The following is an 18449-nucleotide window of genomic DNA, read 5'->3' as shown; positions in this document are numbered from 1 at the left end:
ACAGCAACAGCCGAAGCAAAAGCGGGCTTCCTGTAGGTAGGCGGGGTGGGTCCGGTTGCGGGGGACGCCGTAAATACGTCCATGTAGGCTCGGTCGCCGCTTGCTCGTGTGCGCTGTCCGGCGCACACGGCAAGACGGGGGTTGGGCGTCCAGCCCAACCCGCCCGAGGCATGCCACGGGCCCATGCGGCTCACGCCCCCGCAACCGGACCCACCCCGCCTTCGACAGATTTCCGCGATCTGCCGGCAAAGCCATTGGGGTCAGATCCGTTTTCCGCAGGAAAACGGGATCTGACCCCATTTTGTTTGTCGATATCTGACAGATGTGTCGACCAAGGTCGACACCCACCAACGGCCGCGGGAAACTGTCGAAGGTGGGGCGGTGTCTGATTGCGGGGTGTCAGCCGCATGGATGCGGCTGCCAAGCCTACAGGGACGTACTTGCGGCGTCCCCGCAATCCGACACCGCCCCACCAAACCACGAATCACCCCAGAGCCGGCTGTTGCCTTTGACGTTGCACTGGCTTGCAGCGGGTGCAGGGCGCAGCCCTGCCGAACCCCTACCCCTCGCTCCGGAGTAAACTAGCCGGATGGCTTCCCGTCCCGCGCACGACCTGCTTCAACGCGTCTTTGGTTACGACGATTTCCGTGGTCCGCAGCAGGACATCGTGGAGCATGTGGCTGCCGGTCACGACGCCCTGGTGCTGATGCCCACCGGCGGCGGCAAATCGCTGTGCTACCAGGTCCCGGCCCTGCTGCGTGACGGTTGCGGCATCGTCATCTCGCCGCTGATCGCACTGATGCAGGACCAGGTCGAAGCCCTGCGCCAGCTCGGCGTGCGCGCCGAGTACCTGAATTCAACCCTGGACGCCGAGACCGCCGGCCGCGTCGAGCGCGAGCTGCTCGCCGGCGAACTGGACATGCTGTATGTCGCCCCTGAGCGGCTGCTGACCGGGCGTTTCCTGTCGCTGCTGTCGCGCAGCCAGATCGCCCTGTTCGCCATCGACGAAGCACACTGCGTGTCGCAGTGGGGCCATGACTTCCGCCCCGAATATCGCCAGTTGACCGTGCTGCACGAGCGTTGGCCGCAGATCCCCCGGATCGCGCTGACCGCCACCGCCGACCCGCCGACCCAGCGCGAGATCGCCGAGCGCCTCGATCTGCAGGAAGCGCGCCATTTTGTCAGTTCCTTCGACCGCCCCAACATCCGCTACACCGTGGTGCAGAAGGACAACGCCCGCAAGCAGCTGACCGACTTCCTGCGCGGCCACCGTGGCGAGGCCGGCATCGTCTACTGCATGTCGCGGCGCAAGGTCGAGGAGACCGCTGAATTCCTCTGCGGCCAGGGCTTCAACGCTCTGCCTTACCACGCCGGCCTGCCGCCGGAAGTGCGCGCCAGCAACCAGCGCCGCTTCCTGCGCGAGGACGGCATCGTGATGTGTGCCACCATCGCCTTCGGCATGGGCATCGACAAGCCGGACGTGCGTTTCGTCGCGCATACCGACCTGCCCAAGTCGATGGAGGGCTACTACCAGGAAACCGGACGCGCAGGCCGCGATGGCGAAGCCGCCGAGGCCTGGCTGTGCTACGGCCTGGGTGATGTGGTACTGCTCAAGCAGATGATCGAGCAGTCCGAGGCGGGCGAAGAGCGCAAGCAGCTGGAGCGGGCCAAGCTCGACCATCTGCTGGGCTACTGCGAATCAATGCAGTGCCGCCGCCAGGTGCTGCTGGCCGGCTTCGGCGAAACCTACCCCCAACCGTGCGGCAACTGCGACAACTGCCTGACGCCACCGGCCTCGTGGGACGCGACCATACCGGCACAGAAGGCGCTGAGCTGCGTCTACCGCAGCGGCCAGCGCTTCGGTGTCGGCCACCTGATCGACATCCTGCGCGGCAGCGAGAACGAGAAGGTGAGGCAGCAGGGCCACGACAAGCTGAGCACTTATGCCATCGGCCGCGACCTGGATGCACGCACCTGGCGCAGCGTGTTCCGCCAGCTGGTCGCCGCCAGCCTGCTGGAAGTGGACAGCGAGGGCCACGGCGGCCTGCGCCTGACCGATGCCAGCCGCGACGTGCTGACCGGCCGCCGCCAGATCAGCATGCGCCGCGACCCGGCCAGCAGCAGCGGACGCGAGCGCAGTGCGCAGCGCACCGGCCTGTCGGTACTGCCGCAGGACCTGGCCCTGTTCAACGCGCTGCGCGGCCTGCGCGCCGAACTGGCCCGGGAACAGAACGTACCGGCGTTCGTGATCTTCCACGACAGCACCCTGCGCAACATCGCCGAGCGGCGCCCGACCAGCCTGGACGAACTGGCCCGGGTCGGCGGCATCGGCGGTACCAAGCTGAGCCGCTACGGCCCGCGCCTGGTCGAGATCGTGCGTGAAGAAGGGTAGTGCCGGGCCAACCGTGCGCTGGTACCCCTGTAGAGCCGAACCCACGCTCGGCTACCGTTCCCGCAGAAGCAGCCGAGCGTGGGCTCGGCTCTACATTGGTGCAGGTCCAACCTTGAACCGGCCATTCAGCCGGAAGTGCATCCGCAGCCGCTTGCGGCTAGATTAGCGCCATGTCCCTCGCCTCGACCCTGCTCCGTGTCGTGCTCATGCTCAGCCTGTTGCTCAACGGGCTGAACGCGGCCATGGCCCGTGGTCACGAAGAAATGGGGCGGATGGCCCACGCGGTAGCCGCCCTTGATGGCGGCGATGCCGACTGCCACCACCACGTCGGCACGCAGGCCGACCCGGCCCCGCAGGCCAAGGCCCCGGCCCACGACGCCCACTGCCAGATCAAGGACTGCGTGCGCAGCTGCGCCCAGCACCCGCTGCTGGTGGTGCAGCCGTTGCCGTTCATGGCCGGCCCGGCACTGTCGCTGGCCCCGCAGCCGATGCCGGCCACCGGCCGGCCGGCGCCGCCGCTGCCGCCGATCTCACGCCCTCCCATCGGCTGATTCCACACGCACCGTGCGCCCTGCGCACCGCAGCCGGCCGCCTGCCGGCGTCTTTACGTGTCTGGAGTCACCACCATGAATACCCGCATCCCCCGCGGTCCGGGCGCTGTGCCCATGCCGTCGCGCCGCCTGTTCGTACAGGGCCTGGCCGCCGGTGGCGTGGTTGCCGGCATCGCCGCTGTCGGCGTGCCGCAGCGCGCGCTCGCCGCCGCCACTGCCGCCCCACGCCTGGCCGGCGCCCCCGCCGTGCTCAGCGACACCCGCATCGAACTGGCCATCGGCGAATCGCTGGCCAACTTCACTGGCCGCACCCGTCCTGCGATCACCGTCAACGGCTCGCTGCCCGCACCGATCCTGCGCTGGCGTGAAGGCCAGACCGTGGATCTGTTCGTGCGCAACACCCTGGACCGCCACCCGACCTCGATCCACTGGCACGGCATCCTGCTGCCGGCCAACATGGACGGCGTGCCCGGCCTGAGCTTCAACGGCATCGGCCCCGGTGAGACCTACCACTACCACTTCGAGCTGAAGCAGTCGGGCACCTACTGGTACCACAGCCACTCGATGTTCCAGGAACAGGCCGGCCTGTACGGCGCGCTGATCATCGATCCCGCCGAGCCGGCGCCGTACCGGCACGACCGCGAGCACGTGATCATGCTGTCCGACTGGACCGACATGGACCCAGGCGCCCTGTTCCGCCGCATGAAGAAGCTGGCGGCGTACGACAACTACTACATGCGCACGCTGCCGGATTTCCTGCGTGACGTGAAGCGCGATGGCTGGTCGGCAGCGCTGTCCGACCGTGGCATGTGGGGCCGGATGCGGATGACGCCCACCGACCTGTCCGACGTCAATGCCAATACCTACACCTACCTGATGAACGGCACCGCCCCGGCCGGCAACTGGACCGGCCTGTTCCGCAGTGGCGAAAAGGTGCTGCTGCGCTTCATCAACGGTGGGTCGATGACCTACTTCGACGTGCGCATCCCCGGTCTGAAGATGACCGTGGTCGCTGCCGACGGCCAGTACATCCACCCGGTGAGCATCGATGAGTTCCGCATCGCGCCGGCCGAAACCTACGACGTGCTGGTGGAACCGACCGGGCAGGACGCGTTCACCATCTTCTGCCAGGACATGGGCCGCACCGGCTACGCCGCCGGCACGCTGGCGGTGCGCCACGGCCTGCAGGCGCCGATTCCCGAGCGCGACCCGCGCGTGCTGCTGACCATGGCCGACATGGGCCATGGCATGGGCAGTGGTGGCCATGGTGGCCACGACATGGCCGCGATGAAGGGCATGGAAGGCGGCTGCGGCGCCAGCATGGGCCACGGGGCACAGGCTGGCGCCGATACCGCCAGCAAGGCGCCAAAGCACCCGGCCAGCGAACGCAACAACCCGCTGGTGGACATGCAGAGCTCAGCCACCGAACCAAAGCTGGACGACCCCGGCATCGGCCTGCGCGACAACGGTCGCCAGGTACTCACCTACGGCGCGATGCGCAGCCTGTTCGAGGACCCCGATGGCCGCGAGCCGAGCCGCGAGATCGAATTGCACCTGACCGGCCATATGGAGAAGTTCTCCTGGTCATTCGATGGCATTCCGTTCGCCAGCGCCGAGCCGCTGCGACTGAACTACGGCGAGCGCATGCGCATCGTATTGGTCAACGACACCATGATGCAGCACCCGATCCACCTGCACGGCGTGTGGAGTGATCTGGAGAACGCGCAGGGCGAATTCCAGCTGCGCAAGCACACCATCGACATGCCACCCGGCACCCGCCGCAGTTACCGCGTGCGTGCCGATGCGCTCGGTCGCTGGGCCTACCACTGCCATCTGCTCTACCACATGGAAGCGGGCATGATGCGCGAAGTGAGGATCGAAGAATGAGCCGCTCACTGCTTTCCCCCAGCCTGCTGGCCCTGGGCCTGGCCGCGGCATGGCCGGTGTTCGCGCAGTCGCATGCCGGGCATGACATGGCCGCGATGGATCCGACCGCGAAAACCGCGAAGTCTGCCAAGGCGCCGGTCGAACAGGTCGATCATTCGAAGATGGACATGGGCGCGGCGGATCACGCCGGCATGGACCACTCCACGATGGACCACTCGAAGAGGGATCATTCACAGATGGACCACGAGGCGATGGGTCACGGCACGCCTGCACCGATCGAACCGCGCGAGCCGATCCCGGTTCCCACCGATGCCGACCGCGCTGCCGCATTCCCACCGATCGCGCACGGTGCGATGGAGCATGCACCGCAGATCAACAGCCTGCTGCTGATCGATCGCCTCGAACACTGGGACGGCAAGAACAGCACCGGCCAGGCCTGGGAGGCCACCGGCTGGATCGGTGGCAACATCAACCGCCTGTGGTTGCGCACCGATGGCGAACGCAGCCGCGGCCGCACGGAGTCGTCGTCACTGGAAGCACTGTATGGTCGCAGCGTATCGCCGTGGTGGGACGTGCTGGTCGGCGTGCGCCAGGACTTCCGGCCGGCCGACTCGCGCACCTGGGCGGCCATCGGCATCCAGGGCCTGGCGCCGTACAAGTTCGAGAGCTCGGCCACGCTGTACATGGGTTCTGGCGGCCAGCTGCTGGCCAAGGCCGAGGTCGAGTACGACGTACTGCTGACCAACCGCCTGATCCTGCAGCCGCTGCTGGAAGCCACCATCGCAGCCAAGGATGAACCGGAGTACGGCATTGGTCGCGGACTGAACAAGGTCGAAGCCGGGCTGCGCCTGCGTTATGAGTTCAGCCGCCGTTTCGCGCCGTACATCGGCATCAGCCACGAGCGCACGTTTGGCGACACCGCCGACTACGCCGGTGACCACGCGCGCGACACGCGTTGGGTGGCCGGCGTTCGCATGTGGTTCTGATCAGCGGATTGTGAGCAACCGCCAGCCCCGGCAAACGCCGGGGCCGGCTACACTGCGCCACGTTCCAATGCAGGCTCCGCCATGTCGCTGCAGATCCGCCGCGCCACCCTGGCCGATGTCGATGCGCTGTCGGCCATCGCCATCGCCACCTACAACGAAACCTGGGGCGACTCGTATCCGGCGCAGGAGCTGCAGGATTTCCTGCAGGCGCACTACAGCAGCGAACCGCAGCGCGCCGAACTGTCCGACCCGCGCAGCGCGATCTGGCTGCTGATGGACCGCGACAACGTGGTCGGCTACCTGGCTGCCGGTGCCAACACCCTGCCGCATGCCGAGGCCTGCGAAGGCGACATCGAACTGAAGCGCTTCTACATCCTGGCCGACTACCAGAACGGCGGCCACGGCGCGCGCCTGATGGACGCGTTCATGGCCTGGCTGGACCAGCCGCAGCGCCGCACCCTGTGGGTGGGCGTCTGGGAGGAGAACTTCGGCGCGCAGCGCTTCTACACGCGCTACGGCTGCAGCAAGGTCGGCGAGTACGACTTCATCGTCGGGGATACGCGCGACCGCGAGTTCATCCTGCGCCGGCCGTGATCATGCGGCCCCTGTAGAGTCGAGCCATGCTCGACTATTGGCGGCAACAGCCAGTCGAGCATGGCTCAACGCTACAAAGAGCGAAGCGCCTAGAAATCGAACAGCTCCGACAGGAAGCTCTCCTTCTTCTTTTTCTTGTAGCCGTGGCCACGGTTGTCCTCGTAGCGCTGGCCGAGGTGGCGGGTATCACGGTGCATCACTGGTGGCGGCGCGGACGCCGGCTGAGCCTGCACGGCTGGCGGCGGTACGGCCGCACCGGCACCGGCACGTTCGATGATCTTGTCCAGCTCGCCACGATCCAGCCAGACACCACGGCAGCCAGGGCAATAGTCGATTTCGATGCCATGGCGTTCGGCCATCTGCAGGGTCTGGGTCTTGCACACGGGGCACAGCATCGGCATTGCTCCTCTCGGTCTGGTTTCGACTTTACCTGTCCTGTGATGACTGTGCGGCAACACATGACCGATGGCACAGGGACTTCCGGCGCGTGCCAGCGTGCCCGGTCCCTTCCACACTGCATGCTGGTTCCGCAGGGAGTGCGTGCATGACCGTCCTGTCCCGCCTGCCCAGCGCCGCGCGCCTGCTGCTGGTGCTGCTCGGCGTCGGCGTTGGCCTGAATCTGCGCGATGTCGCTGCGGCCGCAGGCGCGCCGATTCCCGCCTTGCCCATGCCCTACGGCGGCAGCCTGCTGGACAACGCACTGGCCGTGCTGCTGGCACTGCTGCTGGCCGCACTGCTGCGCCCCCATGGGGTAGGCCTGATGGCCAGCCTGGGGCTGCGCGGCAACGGCTGGAGCGGCCCGATGTGGGTACTGCTGGCCAGCCTGCCCTGCTGGCTGGGCCTGGCGCTGCTGGGCACGCCCAACACCGCACTGACCACCCTGGATGCAACGATGCTCGCCGTGCTGTTCCCACTGGCCGAGGAACTGCTGTTCCGCGGCCTCGGCTTCGTGCTGCTGGTGAAGCTCATGCGTGGCCCGTGGTCCCTGCTTGCGCTGCCGCAGGCGCTGCTGTTCGGTTGGGTGCACTGGCTGGGCTTCGGCGGCTTCGACGGCGGCGGCACTGCCCTGTTCGTCGGCGCGGTCATCGCACTGGGCGGCTTCATCTTCGCTTGGCTCGACCATCTGGACGGCGACACCCTGTGGTGCGGCCTGGTGCTGCATGTATCGATGAACATGGCGTGGAACGCGTTCAGCCTCGACGACGCCGTCGCGCTGGGCTGGCAGGCCACCAGCCTGCGTATCGGCACCGCGCTGCTGGCGCTGGCGGTGCTGGCCTGGCAGGTGCGCCGCCGGCAGCAGCATCGGCTGTAACGCCCACTTAGCCTGCCGTGCACGCCGGGATCACCCCCGGCTTGCGCATACTTGCGCGCCTTTTGCTCCCCTGTTGTCCGGAGTTGCCGCGTCATGTTGCTGTCCAAGCGCTTTGTGGAACCGCGCGTCCTGCTGATCGAGGACGCCGAGGAAACCCAGGAACTCAGCCGCCTCGCCCTGGAAAGCCAGGCCTGCCAGGTCACCGCTGTCAGCAGTGCAGAGGCCGCGCTGGGCCTGCTCAACGCCGGCGAGCCGTTCGACCTGCTGTTCACCGACGTCTGCCTGGGCGGGATCAGCGGCATCGAAACCGCCAACCGCGTGCGCGAGCATCTGCCGCAGCTGCCGATCCTGGTCACCTCCGGCATGGACCAGCATCATGTGCTGCCGCAGCTGCGCGCCGGCATCCACTTCCTGCCCAAGCCGTACAGCATGAGCGAGCTGCTCGATGCCATCCGCCTGTGCTTCCGCCATGCAGCGGATGCCACGTTGATGCCGCCGCCGCAGGCCAGCGCGGCCTGAGGCAATCATTCACGCATGGCGTGGATTGAACCTGCAATCAACCGCTGCTGTACGGTCCGGTACCCGGGAACACCTTCAGCAGCGCGCGGGTGATCATGTCCGGATACACGGTGAAGTGATCCTCGTCATCGATCACCATGTTCTCCACCTTCAACGATCGCCCGCTGCTGCGCAGCTGCTCGGCGAATTCTGCGTTGTGGCGCAGCATGTCGTTGCGGGTGAAATAACGCGGCTCCGGCTTCACCGTCTCGAAGCTGCCGATCGACAGCACCACCGTGGTCGGCTGCGTGGGCGCCTTGGCCTCGGCCTGCATGCGCGGCACCCGATGGTTGTCGAACCACAGCGACGGGCTTGACAGGATGTAGCTGTGAAACATGTCCGGGCGCGTGGTCAGCACGTAGGCACCGAACAAGCCACCATAGGAATGACCGGCATAGGCGCGCCGCGCCGGATCGGTGCGGTAGCGCGCATCGATCATCGGCAGCACCTGCTCAGCGAGGAAATCGCGGTAGTGCGCCGCGCCGCCGTAGCTGACGTCGTCGCTGTAGTCACGCGGATCGGTGCGCGCCGGATCGCTGGGCGTATAATCGCGCGAGCGGCTCTGCTTGGACGTCAGGCCTTCCTGCGGCGGCAGCCCGACCAGGATGAAATCCTCCAGGTTGACACCCTTCTGGCCCACCAGGTTGCGCACGCTGCGCACCAGCGGGAAGCTGTACAGCGCGTCGGTCACGTACAGCACCGGATAGTGCTTTTCCGGATGTGCGGCGTAGTCGGCCGGCAACGCCACCCAGACCGGATAATCGCGGCCGATCGGATCGTGCACGCGCAGCGCTTCGGTATCCGGCAGCACCACGCCCGACACAGCGGCGGCCGGGCTCTCCTTCGCTTCACTCTGCGCTGCCGGCGGCGCCACCGACATCGCACAGCCACTCACGGCCAGGCAGGCCGCCACACTCCATCCACGCATACGCTGCATCCACAGGCTCCCATTGCGGGCGGCGCACCGGATGGCGCCGCTGCCGCATCCTTGCATGGTGCGCAACCCGCTGCCAGTGCGGTCAGGGCGAGGCCGGCGGCGCCGGGAACAGTGTGCGCAGCGCCTGCAGTGCGGCTGGATGATAGATCGTAGCGTGGGTTTCTTCCGGCAACGGCAGGTACTTCACCAGCGGCGACGGCGAAGCCTGCTGCAGCAACTCGGCCAGTCGTGCAGTGGATGCGGCCAGCTCCGGCTGCCCACTGCTGGCCAGGAACACGTGCGGCTGCGCACGCGTCACCGCAGGCAACTGCTTGGCCACTCCGGCCAGCATCGCGCCGCGGTTCCACCACAGGCTGGGATCCAGCGCGATGTAGCTGTTGAACAGCATCGGCTCCTGCAGCAGTGTTTCCACCACGAACAGGCCGGCCAGCGACTCGCCGATCAGTGCGCGCTCGTCGGTGGTCGGGTAGCGCTGGCGGACCTGCGGCATCAGTTCATCGCGCAGGAACGCGCGGTAGTCCGCCGAACCACCGATGCGCGGGGCGATCTTCTGGTCCTGCGGATCGCTGCTGGGGCCGGTCATGTCGCGGCGGCGCTCGGTGTTCTCGATGCCGACCAGCAGGAACGGGCGCATGCTGCCGTTGCCGGTCAGCACCTGCACCAGCCCAGCCACATGCAGGAAGTCCTCGCCGATGCCGCCGTCGGGCATGTAGAGCACCGGCAGCGGCGTTTTCGGGTCCAGGCCCCAGGGCTGCGGGCGGTAGACATTGATGCGGCGGGTTTCACCCAGCGCCTTCGATTCGATGGTGAAGGTTTCGCCGATCACCAGCGGGGTTGCGGCCGCTGATTGTGCGGACGGCGCCGGTTCGGCGGCCATCAACGGCGCGACGGAGACGGCGGACAACAACAGCGACAGCATGATCAAGCGCATGGGGTGACCCGTCCTGGGAAAGAGGCCGAGCATAGCGCCCAGCGGCAGGCATTGGCGGCTTCTGCACGCTCAGCATCCCTGCCAGATGCATAGATCCATGCCATGCGGGGGATAACCTCCCCGCGCGCAACCGGGTACGGCTCGGTTTCCCATGCGAATCGCAGCCGAGCATGGCTCGGCTCTACAACAGTTCAACCGTCGCGGATGGGACGGATCACTGTAGAGCCGAGCCCACGCTCGGCTCAGCCCACCGCGCAAACCGCAGCCGAGCATGGCTCGGCTCTACAACAGTTCAACCGTCGCGGATGGGACAGATCTCTGTAGAGCCGAGCCCACGCTCGGCTCAGCCCGCCGCGCAAACCGCAGCCGAGCATGACTCGGCTCTACAGCACCTTGGACGTCGCAGATGCACCGATTTTTGAGTGCGTTACCCGCTGTTCCGTACCACCGCGGCTGGCAAACGTGGCGCCCACTTTCCACGTCCCCCATCACGGCAAACGTGCCGTCAGCGGCAGTTACCGACATTGTCCAACGCGACCGGCCAAGCGCCTGAGCACATGCGTCGCGCCCTGTCGCTTGCTGCGTCGGCGCGGCCTGCGCCACCATCGTCGCGCGCCCGGATTCCGCATCGTTCCTCGGAAAATCCCTCATTGAGCTCCAGGCGCAGGCGTAAACACCATGCAGCGCCACCGACAACGGGTGGCAGCGGGCCTGCAAGCCCGTGATGACCGTAAGCATGTTGTTTGCGCTCACCCGCCGACACTGTCTTTGGACCGTGTCGGTGGGTGATCCGCCGGCCTTCATGGCGGGCGCTGCGTGGGGGTCTTCGGACCCGCCGGTTACTGCGTGATGTCATTCCGGCTTGCAGCCACGCATCGCCCGCCACCCGCCCTGCGCGGTGGCACGCCCACTCCAGAGCCGAGGAAGCCGAGATGACCGACCGTCCGCCCCATGCTTCATACACCGCCAGCACCCACGATGACGACGACAACCCTTCCCCCGAACTGAGCACGTTTCTGGGCTGCCTCAAGCGCATCCGCGCGGGCGAAGGCGCCGATGGCCTGCCCTGGCCTGAAACCAGCGTTTCAACAGGGCGCGGGGTTGCCCTGTCGCGGGTGGAACGGGCCGCCATCGGCATGCTGACCGTGGCGGAAATGCTGCACGCCGCCGACCGCTGCCGGGCCATGGCCACGCCGGACCGGCATCTGGATGCCTGCGTGGTTGAAGGGCTGTTCTTTGCCTGCCGCAGTCTGGCCGAGCTGGTGTGCCGGGACGTGCGGCCGGAGTAGGCGCCGCTCTGCAACGAATCGACCGATGCTCGCCAGACCGGCTGCATCCGTACTGCGCGCCGATTGTCTGCGCGGCAACATTCAGCCCGGCGTGTCCGTTGGCGCTGTCCAACTTGTCTGTACAGCAGGCCTGTGCTGCAGAGCATCCCGGCAGCCTCCTTGTCTCGCTGGAACAGGAGCGCAGTCGACAGCCCGAATTCGGTGCCAACCGAGTCGCTGGTGCCCATCTCCGCATGCTCTTGACTGCCGCGTAGCAGGACATTCTGGCGCATTCATGCTGATCAGAATCTGCTCCGTCGGAAAATATCGCCATCCTCGCCACGGGGAATGAGAACCCGGACGCAAATCCGCGACAGGCGTCCGCATATTCTCAATACTCTTTCAAGAAACTGAGTGGCACGAATTCAATCCGTCCTCACAAGGAAGTTCAGATGAAATGGAAATCTCTCGCGTCCGTTGCAGCGCTCGTCATTGCCTCGGGAAATCTCTCCGCGCAGATGCCTCCCGCCAATTCGGATGCCGAAAAGGAAATGGAGACACTCGTTCATGCCTACACTGCAAAGCATCCTGAAGTTTCGGTGGACGCGGCGATTACACGCTTGGCAGTCCAAGGAGAACTCAATGAGACTTTCGAAAGTCTCAGCGCCGAGTTCGCGGACCGCCTGTCAGCAATATCACTGAGGCATACCCCCGATCAGCACATCCTGGTGGAGCTGACCGGAAACAGCCCAGTGCCCGATCGGTTGATCGGGACAGACAGCGGGACCACGCGCGTCACCTTCGAAACCGGCAACGTTCACACCGAGCGGGAGTTCTACCAGATACTCGAACGCCATACGCCACTGATCTACAGCCTGATCCCTGGGGTTACCGGCATCTCCGGCTTCCCGGGCGACAACCGCGTCGTGATACTGATTGAGGGAAACGCTGCACTTGCCAATAGTCTGAGGACGAACGTACGCAAGCTTGAGCGCGTCACAGGCTTCCAGATCATTCTTGAGGCGGACAATCCCAGATCGCGGAATGCCGCGTACGTGGTAGGCGGCGCGGTGCTTCAAAGCAACAATTCCTACTGCACGAGCGGCTTTCCTGTGAAGCACACCGCTACCGGGCAAAGGGGCATCACCACAGCCGGTCATTGTCCAAACGACTTCATCTACGGAAACTACGCCACTGGAACGGACAAGTACACGCTACCACTCACCTACGTCGACGGCATCGAGGATGCCAGTCACGATGTGCAATGGCATACGGTGGGCTCCCACACGACATTGAGAGAGGTCTATGGCACCTCCACGTCCGACTACAGCAGGCGGTCGATCATGTACATGTGGACCAACGCAAAGGTCGGCCAGGAGATGTGCTTCCGTGGAGTAAGAAGCGGCTACGGTTGTGGAGATGTGGTGGATATCAAGCACAACCCCGGCATCGCCTTCGGCCCCGGCGAGAACCTCCCCTGTGCCAATGCCTGGATACGAATCACAGGCAATCAGCTGGCGTGCGGAGAAGGTGACAGTGGCGCGGCCATCTTCCAGGGAAACAATGGGTACGGAATCGTGTCCAAGGCCAACTCCACTACCCCGTTGAAGGGCGATTGCAAGGGAGTTACTGCAATGCCATGGGGGGCGATCTCGGTGCTCGGCCCCGAATAGGGTTAACGGCCCCTCCTCGGCGCTTGATCGCGGATTCCCGGCAGAGGATTACATCACTGCCGGGATCCATCGCCATTCGCCTTGCAAGGGCGGCCTCCGTCCCGCATCGAAGTGTTCATGCTACGGTCGCATTGATCCTGCGAAAAGATCGGCGATTGCGGAAAAGAAGAGGGCTCCGGATCGCTCCGAGACCCTCGTCTCGCAATGGTGGGCCGTGAAGGATTCGAACCTTCGACCAGAAGATTAAAAGATGGCTAGGCCATCGTTTAGGATCAGTAGCCTACATCCGCGCTCTTTCCCGGCCGCATTCCGTGAAACGCCTGCGGTTGCTTATGGTCCGACTGAATTCTCCCGTCCTGGATCTCGCTGATCTGGCCGACACTCGCCCCCCCAATCTGGAACCAATCTTCATGGTCTATTTTTCTGCTGATCAAGATGACACAACCTCGATGAAGATCTATCGCGGCATGACCTCGCATCAGTGGGAGACTCGGCAAGGTGTTGCGCGAAAGGGCGAGGAACGCGAGGCACAGTTTCATGCAGGAGACACTCGGGTCTTTGCAGGAGACACTGACATCTACGTCGGCAGGTGCGTTCAGAACGCTCTGACCTTCACTGCGATGGACTCTTCCGGCTACAGGCACAGTTGGCTGAGCTTCACCAAAGACAAGTCCGTCGCTGCGTTCTTCGCGCTGAATGAGCTGGACGAGTTAGGTTCAGACCATGGAGTTGTTGTCGAGACGACCCTGGAAGCGCTTCGGGAACTTGGAATAGCCTGCGCGCAGAACGACATTCGAGTTCCATGGGAGCAAGAGATCAGCGTGGATCTCTACGACTCCCCCTACTTCCCGGAGTCAGCAATCATCCAAGTGCATCACGTGCCTTACTCGGAGCTCTGGAAGGTCGCATCGGACCTCCAGAGTCGCTGGGGAGGGACGGGAGCCTACACCCGGCATGCTTTCAGCTTATGACGGTCAGTGGCAAGGAAAAAGATCTGGTAACCACTCCGCTAGCGGTCTCGAGGTCTTTGTCCGCGCCTGCGACCGTCGCTTCCAGCATGCATCAGAACGAGGACAGGGTCTGCGAATCCCCAGCAAGTCATTAAAGCGTTAGGAATAGTTTGAAACTCTCCATTGCACCGCAGGGATCGCTGATCTGCACCACCTAGACTTCGCTTCCCAAAGGTGGCGTAGAGGCCAGGTCGATGCAGACAGGTACCTCCATATTGAATCCCAGCGTTGTTGCCAACGCGGAGAAGCTGCAGTCAGAGTTCCGATGCGGAGTCCCGTTCCCCCACCTGGTCATCGATGACTTCCTCGACCTGGACTTCGCGGAACTTCTCTCCGAGCAATTCCCGCCCTTTGATTGCGGCAACTCCATGGGAGACGACGGAACACCTGGCGGGAAGTCCACCGTCGAGGCCGTGCGCTCTCTGGGCGCCGCCTATCGTCAACTCGACGATTGCATCAGGAGCCCCGAGTTTCTGTTGCTGCTATCGAGGCTGACCGGGATTGACGGTCTGATCTACGATCCGTGGTACCTCGGCGGTGGAACCCATGAAAGCAGAGACGGGACCAGCCTCGACCCGCACATCGATGCCAATTTCCACCCCGTCGAACCCTGGCACCGTCGTCTCAACGTCGTCCTCTATCTGAATCCGTCCTGGGAAGCGGAATGGGGTGGCTCGTTTGAGCTGTTCCGTGATCCCTGGACCACGTCAAACGCCGAGAGGCAAGTGCCGCCAACGTTCAATCGTTGCGCGATCTTCGCGACCTCCGAACACTCCTGGCATGGCTTCAGCCAGGTTCGTCTACCGGCAGCACACGCTCAGCGCACCCGGCGATCGATTGCGCTCTTCTTCTACACCGAGGTTCGACCTGCCGCAGAAACGGTGGAGCGGCACACGGTTCACTACGTCAAGCGCCAGCTACCAGATTACTTCACCACGGGCTACGTGCTGAGCGCGCACGACGTCGCATGGGCCAAGGACGTGATCGCGCAACGCGATGCCCATATCCGGCAGCTCTATTCCGAGAATGCCGCCCTACGCAACGCCCAGGACTCTGGCCTGGGGGGCACGCTTCTCTACTGGGCAAAGCGAGCCTTCCTTCGTCTGCGCCACGCGCGGTAGCACCGGAAGTACCGAAGGCTCCTTCGCATCGCCCGCACCCGGCCGGGCCGGGAGGCAGCCTACTCCCCTGCCATCCAACTGAATGGCAGAACCACAGCGGTCCTGGCCAGCCTGTTGGCGCGCACCGCTTGGCGGTACTTGGTCAATGCAGCCACGTCGGAGCGGAGCCTTGCTTGATGCCGGGCAACCCACAGCTCCGCACCGGCCTGCCCCTGCTCAAAACTGCTGCAGCTCCGGGCAGAGCTGCCCGGACCATATCGGTGACGGTCGAGCGAAGCGAACCACGAGCCGTCGTCCACCCGTTGGGACATGCTGACGATCCACACGCCATCATAGGAAATGACGGTCTGCGGCTCCTCAGGCTTGCTGGCCGAGCGCGTTGTCCCAGAAGCCGTCGGGAAGTGCCATGACGTGCAGGATACGGCTGGCCGTCGCAGGGACTGGGATCACACAGCCAGGCAACGCAGGTAAGCGAGAGGGAAAGAGAGGAAGCGCGTGAGCGGATAGAGAGATGGGTACCCCGCCCTTATAGAGGGAAATTTTCAGATGCCCATCGGGAAGAGGCAATTTCTGTAACGCCCCAGCGAAAAGCACCAAATACCGTTCAAATTCATATAGTTATGAATCAGCTCCACTGGCAACTAATGAGCAATCAAACTGCAATCAGATTACTAAGAGACAGGGCAATCTTCCTCCTGAAATTTTTCTTTATGAATCAATAACATTGCATCAGCGCCCCGCACCGATTATCGGCACATTGCCTTCCCAAGCAACCTCAAATCCTTCTTCTAATTCAACGACATAGGTCGGCTCCAGCGAGATGGCCCAACAGATTGCCTGTTTCCGGTGGGCACATGAAGAATTCCGGCCGCTCATCAGCGACAGACCAGCAGTGCCCTGGCCGCACCAAAGCTGCCCGAGCGCAGGGATCTGCAGGCGGCGAACCATGCTGCCCATGGAACAGGAGCCCACGTAGGGCAGGACTTTCGGCAAGTTGCAGGGGCTGCAGGGAAACCGCCCTATCAAGCCCGCAGGCATGGCGGGGAGACGAGTGCGCGCGCGGGGCATTGAGCATCGCCTGACAAACCGCAGCTGGTTTCGGCGATCTTTGACTTCGTTGATGCGAATTCGTGTCGTACTCGTCCCACATCTACACACAGACCAGCAATGCCCCCTCCGGTCAGCCCAGCTCGCGTAGCCGCATATTCCGTGGCCTCCGGGAATCCCCATCCCTCATCTTTGGGCACTCAAGTTGCGGCCCGTCTCGCCGATACCTCACGCTCAGGGGGAATCCACAAATCTATTGAGGAAGGTGTGTATGTCTGATGGTCTCTCGTTGGGAATTTGGACCGGCATTGGTGCCGCCGGTGGCATCGCCGTTGCGCTCATCGGGGCCGGGCTGCGCCGGTTCGCCGGCTATATGAATGCCGAGGAGGTCAAGCCGCGCCCGCTCATGGCCTGGTGCATCATGTTGGCTATCGTCGGTGCTGTAGCAGGCACGGTGTGGCAGAGCATCGGGTTCGCAGAGTGCCGCGACGCGGGCTACAAGGTGGCAGAGTGCCTGTTGCCCTTACTGCGGCGGGACTGAGCAGTTGGCGTGCCCCACAGGCGGCAATCTCCCGGTGCATCAGACATAAGAAACCCCTGCCGCAAGGCAGGGGTTCCAGTCGCCAGAGGGTGCGGAAGACGCCGCATCTATGCCCTTGAGCCGGCAGATTACGCGGCCCTGGGGCTGATGTGGTCGATCACATCCGCCAGTTCCACGCTAACGGTCAACAGGTCGTACTGCGTTTGCAGGTTCAACCACAGCTGTGGCGTGGTGCCGAAGTAGCGTCCCAGACGAAGCGCGGTATCGGCGGTGATGCCGCGACGGCCGGCGATGATCTCAGAAACGCGGGCCGGGGTGACATTGATCTCGGCGGCCAGTGCGCGTGCGGACATGCCCAGCGGGACCAGGAACTCTTCGGAAAGGATTTCTCCCGGATGGATAGCGGGGAGCGCGATAGCAGTTTTTGCGTTGGCGCGTGTCATGTGCTTTGTAGTTCGCCGCAGGTTGTGGGTGCGGCGCCTCCTATTTGGTGGGCTTCTATATGGTGGAACGAACTTGAACTAATGCAGCGCCGGAACGTCTCAGGGCCGGAGCTGGCGCCAGGCATTCCCGGCGCCTTGTCAGATCAGTGGTAGTCGGTGATCTCTACATCGTAAACGTCGCCATCTTTCCACTTGAAACAGATCCGAAACTGGTCATTGATGCGAATGCTGTACTGCCCTGACCTGTCGCCTTTGAGGGCTTCCAACCTGTTGCCTGGAGGGGCCTTCAGGTCAAGTAGTGAAGTCGCAGCGTTGAGATAGACCAGCTTTCGTAGAATCTGTTTTTCCAGATTAGCCAGGGCTTTAACTTTCTTGCCGCTGGCTATTCGTTCCGTGTCCTTGTCTGCGTACGTTCGTATCAATGGCGGCTCCTTCGTTGGCGACTGGGTGTATCATATATCGATACACAGTACACTGCAAGCAGTTTTGGATACTGTTTCGGGATTCGGCAGGGACCTAGCCAAGGCCGTTCGTGCCAGCGGCCGGGAAATGAACCATGCTGCCAGATGCGAGAAAGCCGCCTGTCGGCGGCTTGTGAAGGGCTGGAATGTGGAAGGGTTACGGGCTGGGCAGTCGGGACCGAGCCACGTCGAAGTAGTGCCTCGTCATCTCGATGCCGGTCCAGCTGTAGCCCTCAAGATCCGCGGCCACCAGCGTCGTGCCAGAGCCGGCGAACGGATCCAGGATCCGCCCGCCTTCCTCACAGATCTGCACCAGCTGCCGCATCAGGTCGGTTGGCTTACCGGTCATGTGGTGCTTGTCGGCCTTCCTCACCTTCTCCCGGATGACCCCGGGCAGCACCGGCGCCCGTCGACCGAGGGGCATGTGGCCCTTGCTGCCCCAGACCACGTACTCGGCCTGATTCCGAAACCGCCCCAACTGCGGCCGCACACCTTCAGTCTTGTCCCATACGGTGATGCCGCGCCAGCCGACACTGCCAGAGAACGTGCTGCAGCTGCCGCTCCTGGCCTCGCATCGGGAGGTGCGCCGTGTCGGCGGCTGACAAGATTATGCGTCCTGGCGCACACGGCGATGTGGCCGAGCTAACAGGCGCACACACCAAGCGCAGGCAGATTCAGAACCTGGCCCGCAATGGCATCCCGCATACCATCAACGCGGCCGGATGGCCGGTGGTCAT

At 64.1% G+C, this 18449-nt stretch carries 18 protein-coding genes and 1 pseudogene; 12 read left to right on the top strand and 7 right to left on the bottom strand.

Features of this window, described 5'->3' with window-relative positions; translation table 11 throughout:
* Nucleotides 1-589: 589 nt before the first annotated feature.
* The 5 genes from recQ to RCF13_RS20590 all read left to right on the top strand — a co-directional run bounded on the left by recQ (nucleotide 590) and on the right by RCF13_RS20590 (nucleotide 6410).
* On the top strand, nucleotides 590-2392 hold the full coding sequence (gene recQ, locus RCF13_RS20610) for a DNA helicase RecQ (protein WP_134969486.1): 1803 nt from the start codon (nucleotides 590-592) through the stop codon (nucleotides 2390-2392).
* A 170-nt stretch (nucleotides 2393-2562) separates the two neighbouring features.
* Nucleotides 2563-2943, top strand: coding sequence for a CopL family metal-binding regulatory protein (locus tag RCF13_RS20605; RefSeq protein ID WP_231352260.1), 381 nt, complete (start codon nucleotides 2563-2565; stop codon nucleotides 2941-2943).
* Between the two features lie 75 nt (nucleotides 2944-3018).
* Nucleotides 3019-4830, top strand: coding sequence for a copper resistance system multicopper oxidase (locus tag RCF13_RS20600; protein WP_061480341.1), 1812 nt, complete (start codon nucleotides 3019-3021; stop codon nucleotides 4828-4830).
* On the top strand, nucleotides 4827-5816 hold the full coding sequence (locus RCF13_RS20595) for a copper resistance protein B (protein ID WP_134968742.1): 990 nt from the start codon (nucleotides 4827-4829) through the stop codon (nucleotides 5814-5816). Before RCF13_RS20600 ends, RCF13_RS20595 begins: the two co-directional genes overlap by 4 nt.
* A gap of 81 nt (nucleotides 5817-5897) precedes the next feature.
* Complete coding sequence (locus tag RCF13_RS20590; protein ID WP_134968743.1) at nucleotides 5898-6410, top strand: GNAT family N-acetyltransferase; 513 nt, start codon at nucleotides 5898-5900, stop codon at nucleotides 6408-6410.
* 89 nt (nucleotides 6411-6499) lie between these two features.
* On the opposite strand, the gene RCF13_RS20585 is transcribed toward RCF13_RS20590, so the two are convergent.
* Nucleotides 6500-6805, bottom strand: coding sequence for a zf-TFIIB domain-containing protein (locus RCF13_RS20585; RefSeq protein ID WP_134968744.1), 306 nt, complete (start codon nucleotides 6803-6805; stop codon nucleotides 6500-6502).
* Nucleotides 6806-6954: 149 nt separating this feature from the next.
* On the opposite strand from RCF13_RS20585, the gene RCF13_RS20580 reads away from it, so the two are divergent.
* Nucleotides 6955-7722, top strand: a complete 768-nt coding sequence (locus RCF13_RS20580; protein WP_134968745.1) for a CPBP family intramembrane glutamic endopeptidase — start codon at nucleotides 6955-6957, stop codon at nucleotides 7720-7722.
* Between the two features lie 93 nt (nucleotides 7723-7815).
* Complete coding sequence (locus tag RCF13_RS20575) at nucleotides 7816-8241, top strand: response regulator (RefSeq protein WP_061480336.1); 426 nt, start codon at nucleotides 7816-7818, stop codon at nucleotides 8239-8241.
* A 37-nt stretch (nucleotides 8242-8278) separates the two neighbouring features.
* On the opposite strand, the gene RCF13_RS20570 is transcribed toward RCF13_RS20575, so the two are convergent.
* Together RCF13_RS20570 and RCF13_RS20565 are read right to left on the bottom strand one after the other, a co-directional pair.
* Nucleotides 8279-9217: an alpha/beta hydrolase-fold protein gene (locus RCF13_RS20570; RefSeq protein WP_134968746.1), complete on the bottom strand. Its 939-nt coding sequence runs from the start codon at nucleotides 9215-9217 to the stop codon at nucleotides 8279-8281.
* 82 nt (nucleotides 9218-9299) lie between these two features.
* Nucleotides 9300-10148: an alpha/beta hydrolase-fold protein gene (locus RCF13_RS20565; RefSeq protein ID WP_134968747.1), complete on the bottom strand. Its 849-nt coding sequence runs from the start codon at nucleotides 10146-10148 to the stop codon at nucleotides 9300-9302.
* Between the two features lie 932 nt (nucleotides 10149-11080).
* Here RCF13_RS20565 and RCF13_RS20560 point away from each other — a divergent pair.
* From RCF13_RS20560 to RCF13_RS20545, 4 genes are all read left to right on the top strand, one after another.
* Complete coding sequence (locus RCF13_RS20560) at nucleotides 11081-11437, top strand: hypothetical protein (protein ID WP_134968748.1); 357 nt, start codon at nucleotides 11081-11083, stop codon at nucleotides 11435-11437.
* 431 nt (nucleotides 11438-11868) lie between these two features.
* A complete protein-coding gene (locus RCF13_RS20555; protein ID WP_134968749.1) occupies nucleotides 11869-13089 on the top strand; it encodes a hypothetical protein in 1221 nt (406 codons plus the stop codon).
* A 311-nt stretch (nucleotides 13090-13400) separates the two neighbouring features.
* Nucleotides 13401-14060, top strand: a complete 660-nt coding sequence (locus tag RCF13_RS20550; protein ID WP_308141529.1) for a hypothetical protein — start codon at nucleotides 13401-13403, stop codon at nucleotides 14058-14060.
* A 233-nt stretch (nucleotides 14061-14293) separates the two neighbouring features.
* Nucleotides 14294-15220 carry a 2OG-Fe(II) oxygenase gene (locus RCF13_RS20545; protein WP_134968751.1) on the top strand — a complete coding sequence of 309 codons (927 nt, stop codon included), beginning with the start codon at nucleotides 14294-14296 and terminating at the stop codon, nucleotides 15218-15220.
* 729 nt (nucleotides 15221-15949) lie between these two features.
* Here the strand turns inward: RCF13_RS20545 and RCF13_RS20540 are convergent.
* The gene (locus RCF13_RS20540) at nucleotides 15950-16213 is read right to left on the bottom strand and encodes a hypothetical protein (RefSeq protein ID WP_134968752.1); all 264 of its coding nucleotides are present in this window, start codon (nucleotides 16211-16213) and stop codon (nucleotides 15950-15952) included.
* Between the two features lie 325 nt (nucleotides 16214-16538).
* On the opposite strand from RCF13_RS20540, the gene RCF13_RS20535 reads away from it, so the two are divergent.
* On the top strand, nucleotides 16539-16808 hold the full coding sequence (locus tag RCF13_RS20535; protein WP_134968753.1) for a hypothetical protein: 270 nt from the start codon (nucleotides 16539-16541) through the stop codon (nucleotides 16806-16808).
* A gap of 128 nt (nucleotides 16809-16936) precedes the next feature.
* Here the strand turns inward: RCF13_RS20535 and RCF13_RS20530 are convergent, their stop codons facing one another.
* The 3 genes and pseudogenes from RCF13_RS20530 to RCF13_RS20520 all read right to left on the bottom strand — a co-directional run.
* The gene (locus RCF13_RS20530) at nucleotides 16937-17251 is read right to left on the bottom strand and encodes a HigA family addiction module antitoxin (protein WP_111175729.1); all 315 of its coding nucleotides are present in this window, start codon (nucleotides 17249-17251) and stop codon (nucleotides 16937-16939) included.
* 143 nt (nucleotides 17252-17394) lie between these two features.
* Nucleotides 17395-17673 carry a type II toxin-antitoxin system RelE/ParE family toxin gene (locus tag RCF13_RS20525; RefSeq protein WP_111175727.1) on the bottom strand — a complete coding sequence of 93 codons (279 nt, stop codon included), beginning with the start codon at nucleotides 17671-17673 and terminating at the stop codon, nucleotides 17395-17397.
* A 196-nt stretch (nucleotides 17674-17869) separates the two neighbouring features.
* Nucleotides 17870-18238: pseudogene (locus RCF13_RS20520) on the bottom strand (DNA methyltransferase); the annotation flags it as partial.
* Nucleotides 18239-18449 lie beyond the last annotated feature (211 nt).

The sequence above is a fragment of the Stenotrophomonas maltophilia group sp. RNC7 genome (genome assembly GCF_030910085.1).
Classification (GTDB): domain Bacteria; phylum Pseudomonadota; class Gammaproteobacteria; order Xanthomonadales; family Xanthomonadaceae; genus Stenotrophomonas; species Stenotrophomonas sepilia.
The sequence above is the reverse complement of the archived record's forward strand: the minus strand, read 5'-3'. Positions and strand labels throughout refer to the sequence as shown.